Raw genomic sequence first — 8,777 nt, 5'->3', positions numbered from 1 at the left:
GGGTGTCTCCGCGTCGGGATTGTTGAGATTGGGGAGGATATCCCGCCGTGGCGAGAGCCCTCACCCGCCGCGCTCTGCGAGCGCGTCGGCCTCTCCCGCAAGCGGGAGAGGCGGAGCAAGCCCGCGGACAATCCTCGTGAAATCCATATGCGATCGCCCTGCCGCTGGCGGGGAGAGGCGAAGAATTTCAATATCCATCCACCCCGTTCAGCCGCAGCAAGCGCTCCTGCATCGCCTTCTTCAGATCGTATCCGGGCCGCTCAAACTGCGCGTTGCGGCGGGCGATGAAATCGTCCTGCTCGCGCTGGAGCGTGCGCGCGTCGGGATTGGGATTTCGCATGCTTTGCGCCTCGCGGACCGCACGCGCGTTGGCCGCAAAAACCTCGCGGTCGAGATCGGCGAGCTCGCGGTTGGCGCAGATCGCTTTCTCCACGGCGCGGCGCGCGCTCCTGCAATTGAAGCTGGGCTTGCCGGCGACCGCCATCTGTGCGCCGATCCGCTCCAGCTCACGCGCCATCGCTTTGTGATTGGCCTTGGCCTGCTCGTGGTTCGGATCGATTTTCAGCGCCGCGCCAAAATCCTGCACCGCCCTGGGGCGGTCGCCCTTCTTCAGCCAGAGCTCGCCGCGCGCGTTGAAGACGTCGGCAAGCGTCGGATCGAGCTGCAACGCGCGGCTATCGTCGGCGATGGCGCGGTCGGTCTGGTCATGTCGCGCCAGCAGCGCGCCGCGCGCAATCAGCGCCTTGATCAGGTCTGGCTTCGCCGTCTTCTCGTTGTCGATCACCGCGGCGCAGGCTGGCCCCGCGTTGTCCATGTCGTCGGCGGCGGCAGCCGTAAGACATGGCGCGATGTCGACCTGCGCCACCGCAGCCGGCTCGCTGCCGGTCGCCGCATAGGCTGCACCGAGCAAGAGCGCGCAAAGCAGCACGGTACCGGAAAATTCGATCGGGACGGTGAAACGCATTGTTGTAGTCGGAAGCCTTGCTTTGTGGCCTTACTATCCATCATGCGGCCGGATTGATGCTAGCTTGTGGCGTCGCTCAAATCGGTTTCGGGGCTCTCAATTGTCGACATTCGAATGGATCATCGCGCTGCTGCTCGGAGCCGTTGCATTATCGGCGCTGGCGCGGCGGATCAAGGTCCCCTACCCGACCTTCCTCGCCATCGGCGGCGCGCTGATCGCCTTCATCCCATCCAGCCCGTCCTGGACGCTGGAGCCCGACCTGGCTCTGGCACTTTTTGTCGCACCGGTGCTGCTGGACGCCGCCTTCGACACGTCGCTGCGCGATCTCCGCAACAACTGGGTTCCGGTCTCGACCCTGGTCGTGGCCGCCGTCGGTATGACCACGGCTGGCGTCGCGCTGGTCGCGCATTGGCTGATGCCGGACCTGCCCTGGGCCGCTGCGGTTGCGCTCGGCGCAATCGTGGCGCCGCCGGATGCCGCGGCTGCGGTCGCGATCCTGAGCCAGGTGAAACTACCCTACCGTATGGTGAAGGTGCTGGAGGGCGAGAGCCTGCTCAATGATGCCAGCGCGCTGCTGATCTATCGCATCGCGGTCGGCGCCGTCGCCACGGAGCACCTGACGTGGAGCGAGGTCGCGCCGACAATGGTGCTGGCTCTTGTCGGCAGCGTCATCGCCGGCCTCCTGGCAGGCCGCATCATCCCGCTGTTCATGGAGCGGGTGACGGAGGCGCCGAGCGCGATCATCGTGCAATTCGCCACCACTTTCATGATCTGGATCGCCGCCGAGCATCTCGGCCTCTCCGGAATTCTCACCATTGTGGTCTACGCCATCACCATCGCGCGCACGGCGCCGGCCCGCATGCCGGCACGGCTGCGGGTGCCGTCCTATGCGGTGTGGGAGACGATGGTGTTCGTGCTCAACGTACTCGCCTTCATGCTGATCGGCATGCAGATGCGGCCGATCTGGACGCGGCTAGATGCGGACGTGCGCTGGGAATATTGCATGGCGGCAGCCTGGATCCTGCTCACGGTGATCCTGGTGCGGCTTGCCTGGGTGACGTTCTACCGCACGACGCTGCGCGCGCTGATGGCGCACGGGATCTATCATCCGAAGGACCCAAAGGCCGTCGCCTCACCGAAAGGCGGGCTGATCATCTCCTGGTGCGGCATGCGTGGCCTCGTCACGCTCGCCGCCGCCTTCGCGCTGCCGGAAAGCTTTCCCTATCGCGATTTCATCGTCTTTAGTGCCTTTGCTGTCGTGCTCGGCACGCTAGTCGTGCAGGGGCTGACGCTGCGCCCGCTGATCCTGGCCTTCGGCCTCAAGGACGACGATCCCGTCGGCATCGAGGTCGCGCGCGCCCGTGCGGTCGCCTATCGCGCGGCGCTCGATGCCATCGAGGACGATCCGTCGGAGGAGGCGGAAATCCTGCGGCTCGAATATCGCGCCATCCTGATGCAGGCGGACGACGATCCGCACGGCGGCATCGCCAATGGCGAACTGCCCGCCGATCCCCTGCGCCGCCGCGCCATCGAAGCTGCGCGAAAATCGATCTTCGACCTGCGTGCCACCGAAGTGATCGGCGACGACGCATTCCACCGGATCGAGGAAGAGCTTGATCGCGCGGAGTTGAGCGCCGGGGGATGAATCCCTCCATCGCCAAACTCCACCGTCGTCCCGGACAAGCGCGCCTAAAGCGCGCGCCGATCCGGGACCCATAGCCCCGAATATCCATTTGAAGCGGGCTGGAGCCACCAGAGTGCCCATTGCAGCGGCCTGTGGTTATGGGTCCTGGATCTGCGCTTACGCTTGTCCGGGACGACGGCTGGGATTGGGGCAGCAGCCCATTGCACCGCGAACAACATTGAACCAAACGCCACCTCCCCAGACTCATCCCTCATGACGACCCTGACTGACGACCGTCGTGTCCGCGCGCGTGATGCGTCGCCTGCACGATATTTTTATCTCCATATGGCGCTGGCCTGCGCGGCCACCGCGTTTCTCGGCTTCGCACCGACCTATTGGGTGCCGCTCGTCAACCGGACATTCTCCACCAGCCCGGTGATCCATTTTCACGGACTCTTGTTCTTTACCTGGACCCTCTATTTCGTGCTCCAGACCTGGCTCGCTGCCTCGGGCCGCGTGGTCAATCACCGTTCGCTCGGCATCGCCGGCGTGTCGCTCGCGACCGCGATGACGATCTTCGGCTTCCTCGCCTCCGTGCATGTGATGCAGCATTCCGCCGCGCTCGGACAAAAAGAAGCCGGCATCGCTTTCTCTATCGTGCCGATGAGCGGGATCGCGTTCTTCGCCGTGGTGTTCGTGCTCGCGATCATGAACACGCGAAAGCCCGAAATTCACAAGCGCCTGATGCTGCTCGCCGCGGTCTCGATCCTCGACGCCGCGATCGCGCGCTGGTTCCTCACGTTTCTCGCGCCTCCCGGACCGCCCGGTCCGCCGCCGGTGCCCGTGACCATCGCGCCGGCCGTCGTCGCCTCGCTGCTGCTCGTCGTCGCCATGGTGCGCGACCGGCGCACCGAGGGCCGCGTGCATCCGGTCTACGTCTACGGCACGCTGGCGGTGCTGGCGGCGAAGGTGCTGAACTGGCCGATCAGCGAGACGGCGGCGTGGCATTCCTTCGCCGGCGGGATTCTGGCGCTGGCGCAGTAGGTCTCTGTGATTGAGTAGCCGAAGCAGGAAGTAACTCCGTCACCCTGAGGTGGCCGCTTCTTCAGCGGCCCTCGAAGGGTGACGGCCCAGCTGCTACAGCTCGGCCGCTCATCCTTCGAGGCTCGCACTCCGGCGCGTTGCGCACCGCAGCGTTCGCACCTCAAGATGACGGGTCTTGCAGGTTTGCTTCACGCCCCCGCCTTGCACGTAATCCCGCCGTCCACGACGAGTTCGATCCCCGTCACGTATTTGGACTCGTCCGACGCCAGGAACAGCGCCGCATTGGCGACGTCCCAGGCATCGCCCATGTGGCCCATCGGCACCTGCGCGTCGCGGGCGCGCCACATCGCTTCGACATCGCCTTTGGCGTAGCTGGCGGCGAGGCCGGCGGAATGTGCGACCATCGGCGTCTTCATCAAGCCGGGCAGGATCGCATTGACGCGCACATGATGGCGCGCGAACTCGATCGCGGTGGTGCGCGTCATCTGGTTCATCGCCGCCTTCGAGGTGCCGTAGGTGACGTAGGAGATGCCCATATGGCGGATCGAGGCGATCGAGGAGATGTTGATGATCGAGCCGCCGCCCTGCTCCACCATGACTGGGATGACGTGCTTCATGGCGAAATAGGCGCTCTTGAGGTTGACGCTGAAGACGCGGTCCCAGCTCTCCTCGGTTACCTCGACCACGCTACCCATCTCGGCAATGCCGACATTGTTGTCGAGCACGTCGATGCGGCCGTATGCCTTGAGGCACGCCGCGACCATCGCCTCGACCTCGCTCGCGCGCGAGACGTCGGCGGTGAAGGCGGCCGCCTTGCCGCCTTCGTCGGTGATGATCTTCGCGGTCTCTTCGGCCGCGGTACCATTGCGATCGACGCAAAATACCTGCGCGCCCTCGCGGGCAAAGGTCGCCGCGGTGGCCTTGCCGTTGCCCCAGCCCGGCCCGATCGAGCCGGCCCCCACCACCATCGCAACCTTGCCCTTGAGCCGATCCATCGCGTTTCTCCCTGGTTATTATTAGTAGCCCGGATGGAGCAAAGCGTAATCCGGGGCGACTGTCCCCGGATTACGCTTTGCTCCATCCGGGCTACGGATCGTTACAAACTTTCATCGTGGTGACGTTAGCACCGATGGGATGGCCGACAATCTCCGACAGCGTCCGGCACGCGCCGTCATGACATAGCCGCCATTCGCCGGCCGCATCGGAATTGCCAAGCACGACCTCCTGCATCGGACCGCGCTTCGGCTGCCATTGAAACCAGCCGTCGACAAGCCGCGCTTCGGGCGGCGGCTCCATGCCGGCGCCCGTGCCCTTCACCCGTGCCTGCACGAGCTCGAGGCCGGCCGGTGTGACGCGCCAATCCTCCTGCCAGTCGACCTTCTCGATCGAGTGCGTCCACACCAGCGTGAACGCGGAAAGCGCCAGCGCCTTCACACCTCCCGCTGTTGCGAAGCAGAGGCTCACATCGCCTCGACCGGCGCCGGTGGACGCTGCCGCCATTGCCACAGCACCAGCGTGGCGGCGAGCACGAAGCCCACGGCGTCGCTGAATGGAAAATCGCCGAGCAGGCATAACGCGGCGCCGAGCGCGACCACGCGTTCGAGCAGCGTCAGGCGCGTGAACAGGAAGCCGATCGCGACCATGCCGAACAGCGCGATTGCCACCAGCGCCTTGAGGCTCGCGAGCGCCACCGCGCCGTAGAAGCCGAGCTTTGCCGCCATGGGATCGCCGGCCTGCAGCATCAGCGCCGGCGAATAGACAAAGATGAAGGGAATGACGTAACCGGCAAGCGCGATGCGCATCGCCTCCCAGCCGATCTTGTCCGGATTCTCCTTCGCGATCGGCGCTGCCGCGAGCGCGGCCAGCGCCACCGGCGGCGAGAGGTCGGCCATGATGCCGTAATAGAACGCGAACATGTGGCTGGCGATCAGGGGCACGCCGAGCTTTGCCAGCGCGGGCGCAGCAAGCGCGGCAGTGATGATGTAGGTCGGGATCGTCGGGATGCCGGTGCCGAGCAAGATCGACAGCAGCATCGTCATGATCAGCGCCAGGAACAGGCTCTTCTCGCCGAGACCGATCACCCAGCCGCCGAAGATGGTGCCGACGCCGGTCTGCGACATCATGCCGATGATGACGCCGACAATGGCGCAGGCCATGCCGACGGTGATGGCGGACTTGGCGCTTTCGGCCAGCGCATCGCGGCAGGCGCGCAGGGCGGCAAACCCGCCGCGCACGAACGCGGTGATGACGATCAAGGCAACGACGATGCCAGCGACCGGCACGATCTGGAGGCCATCACGTGACAGCGCGGCGACGACGAGCGCGAGCCCGATCCAGAAGATGTAGCGGATCGCCGTGTGAGAGACGCCCGCCGTGATGCTGGCGCCCAGAATCAACGCCACCGTCAGCGCGAGACCCATGCTGCCGGCATAGAGAGGCGTAAAACCTTCGAACAGCATGAAGACCAGCGCCGCGAGCGGCAGCACGAGATACCAGCGCGTCACCAGCGCCTTCCAGGCGCTTGGGATTTCCGAGCGCTTCATGCCGGTGAGGCCGTGCTTGCCGGCTTCCAGATGCACCATCCAGAACGCGGAGGCGAAATAGAGCACCGCGGGGATCGCCGCCGCCTTGACGATTTCCGAGTACTGGACGCCTAGCGTCTCCGCCATGATGAAGGCGACCGCACCCATCACCGGCGGCATGATCTGCCCGCCCATCGACGCCGTGGCCTCGACGCCGGCTGCAAACGCGCGGCGGTAGCCGAACCTGATCATCAGCGGAATCGTGAACTGGCCGACAGTGACGACATTGGCGACGCCGGAGCCGGAGATCGTGCCCATCATGCCCGATGCGAATACCGCGACCTTGGCCGGACCGCCGCGGGTGCGGCCGAACAGCCCGAGCGAGACGTCGGTGAAGAGCTGGATCATGCCGGCGCGCTCCAGGAACGAGCCGAACAGGATGAACAGGAAGATATAGGTCGCCGAGACGTAGATCGGCACGCCGTAGAAGCCTTCGGTGCCGAACGACAGATGCGTGATGATCTGGTCGAAATCATAGCCGCGATGGTTGAGCGGCGACGGCAAATACTGGCCGAAGAACCAGTAGACCAGACAGGCGCCGCACATCAGCGGCAGCGCCGCACCCATCAGCCGCCGCGTGCCCTCGAAGATCAGGACCGCAAGCAGCGTGCCGACTACGAGATCGAGCCGCGTCGGATCGCCGTCACGCGCGATCAGATCGGCGTAGAAGATCCACTGATAGAGCCCGCAGACAAATCCGGCGCCGCCGATCAGCCAGCCGAGCGCGCGGCCAAAATCGCTTTTGGCGGTGAAATTGCCGATCAGGCCGAAGGTGAGGAGAATGAGAAAGCCGACATGGACGCCGCGCACGACCTGGCTGGACAGATAGTTGAAGGCGGCGACATAGAGCTGGAAGGTCGCGAAGGCGATGCCGATCCAGTAGGCGAGATGACCCCACCAGCCCGGACCAAAACCTTCCGGAAAGCCGTGCTCGAAATTGTCGAACTCGACCTTGATCGGCGCTTCGGTGCCTTCTGCCTTTTCCAGCATTTCAACTCGTCCCAAATCGTCCAGCGCTTATAGCATCGGCAAGGCCTATCCAAACCGTCATGCCCGGGCTTGTCCCGCCTGCGCGGCCGAAGCCGCTTCGGCGAGGCGAAGACCCGGGCAGCACCCACGATCTTTCTCGCCTAGCCTTAGAACGTGGATGGCCGGGACATCTGCGCGAAGACGCGCTTCACGCTTTTGCCCGGCCGTGACGTCCGACTGTGAGAGCCTGACCTTACTTGATCAGCCCCTTTTCCTTGTAGTAGCGGATCGCGCCGGGGTGCAGCGGAACCGGGCTGCCACTGGCCGCCGTCTCGAGCTTGATCTCCTTGCCCGCGGCATGGGCGTTCTGCAATTCCGGCAGCGACTCGAAGACCAGCTTGGTCATCTGATAGGCGAGATCGTCCGACACCGCCGAGCTGGTGACGAGATAGTTGATCACGGCCGCGGTCGGCACGTCCTTGTCCTGCCCGGTATAAGCGTTGGCGGGAATGGTCGCCGCGATGAAGGGCGGGCCGATCTTGTCGACGGTTTCCTTCGGCACGGAGACCACCGTGATCGGGCTCGAGGTCGAGAGATCCTTCAGCGAGGCCACGCCGAGCCCGGCCGATTGCAGCGTCGCGCCAAGCTGACGGTTCTTCATCAGGTCCACGGATTCGGCGAACGGCAGGTACTCGACCTTGCCGAGGTCCTTGTAGCTCATGCCGGCGGCGGCGAGGATCGCGCGCGAGTTCAGCTCCGTGCCGGATTTCGGCGCGCCGACCGAGAGGCTCTTGCCCTTGAGGTCCGCGAGCGTCTTGATGCCGGACTCGGCGGTCGCGACGATCTGGATGTAGTTCGGATAGATCGCGCCGATGGTGCGCAGCTTGTCGAGCTTGGTCTTGAAGCCCGCCTCCTCCTCGCCGTCCCAGGCGGCCTTGAGCGAATCGCCCAGCGTGAACGCCAGTTCGCCGCGGCCCTGCTGCAGCAGGATGAGGTTCTCGACCGAGGCCTTGGTGGCCTGCACCTGCGTCTTCACGTTCGGAATCTTGTCGCCATAGATTTTTCCGATCGCGACTCCGAGCGGATAGTAGACGCCGGAGGTGCCGCCGGTCAGCACGTTGATGAAGGATTGCGCCTGCGCGCAAGGTGCCGACGCCGCCAGAGCAAGAGCCGCGGCCACGCCGAAAAACGTCCGTTTCATGATTTTTATACTCCCCAAACCGGCGGGAAATTGGCCGGATGAGGCGACCGGGTCAACCCATCCAATAGGCCAAACAGTGATGCGGTAAACGGACGTTACGGCTCGACTTATTGGGAACCTGGCAGGTGCGGCGACGTAACGCACTTCAGCCTTGAGTCGGATCGACTGGGCTGCGGACTCGGTCACCTCTCCCGCTTGCGGGAGAGGTCGCTCCGAAGGCGCGGGTGAGGGTTCTGTCCTCTAGGGGATTGTCCCATTGTGGAGACACCCTCTCCCCACCCCTCCCCCGCAAGCGGCAGGGCTGTCCCGGGAATGATTCACTATGCCGCAGCGCATGCCCGGCAAATCCAGCGTGAACCGGATACTTTCTGGTTGTCGAGACACAGAAAAGGG

Annotated in this window: 7 protein-coding genes; 2 read left to right on the top strand and 5 right to left on the bottom strand. The window is 64.7% G+C overall.

Going from position 1 to position 8,777, the window contains the following annotated elements; genetic code table 11:
- Positions 1-187 precede the first annotated feature (187 nt).
- Positions 188-964 (bottom strand): hypothetical protein, encoded by a 777-nt coding sequence (locus IVA82_RS35030; RefSeq protein ID WP_247387414.1) that lies wholly within the window; start codon positions 962-964, stop codon positions 188-190.
- A gap of 100 nt (positions 965-1,064) precedes the next feature.
- On the opposite strand from IVA82_RS35030, the gene IVA82_RS35025 reads away from it, so the two are divergent.
- Positions 1,065-2,609, top strand: coding sequence for a sodium:proton antiporter (locus IVA82_RS35025; protein WP_247387413.1), 1,545 nt, complete (start codon positions 1,065-1,067; stop codon positions 2,607-2,609).
- Between the two features lie 252 nt (positions 2,610-2,861).
- On the top strand, positions 2,862-3,632 hold the full coding sequence (locus IVA82_RS35020) for a hypothetical protein (protein ID WP_247387412.1): 771 nt from the start codon (positions 2,862-2,864) through the stop codon (positions 3,630-3,632).
- 188 nt (positions 3,633-3,820) lie between these two features.
- Here IVA82_RS35020 and IVA82_RS35015 read toward each other — a convergent pair whose 3' ends face one another.
- The 4 genes from IVA82_RS35015 to IVA82_RS35000 all read right to left on the bottom strand — a co-directional run bounded on the left by IVA82_RS35015 (position 3,821) and on the right by IVA82_RS35000 (position 8,384).
- Positions 3,821-4,627, bottom strand: coding sequence for a glucose 1-dehydrogenase (locus tag IVA82_RS35015; RefSeq protein WP_247387411.1), 807 nt, complete (start codon positions 4,625-4,627; stop codon positions 3,821-3,823).
- A 91-nt stretch (positions 4,628-4,718) separates the two neighbouring features.
- A complete protein-coding gene (locus IVA82_RS35010) occupies positions 4,719-5,132 on the bottom strand; it encodes a DUF1850 domain-containing protein (protein ID WP_247387410.1) in 414 nt (137 codons plus the stop codon).
- Positions 5,093-7,204, bottom strand: a complete 2,112-nt coding sequence (locus IVA82_RS35005) for a TRAP transporter permease (protein ID WP_247387409.1) — start codon at positions 7,202-7,204, stop codon at positions 5,093-5,095. Before IVA82_RS35005 ends, IVA82_RS35010 begins: the two co-directional genes overlap by 40 nt.
- A 232-nt stretch (positions 7,205-7,436) precedes the next feature.
- Positions 7,437-8,384 (bottom strand): TAXI family TRAP transporter solute-binding subunit, encoded by a 948-nt coding sequence (locus IVA82_RS35000; RefSeq protein WP_247387408.1) that lies wholly within the window; start codon positions 8,382-8,384, stop codon positions 7,437-7,439.
- Positions 8,385-8,777: the final 393 nt, after the last annotated feature.

This window comes from Bradyrhizobium sp. 142 (genome assembly GCF_023074015.1).
Lineage (GTDB): Bacteria > Pseudomonadota > Alphaproteobacteria > Rhizobiales > Xanthobacteraceae > Bradyrhizobium.
This window is presented reverse-complemented; position numbering and strand designations above follow the sequence as displayed.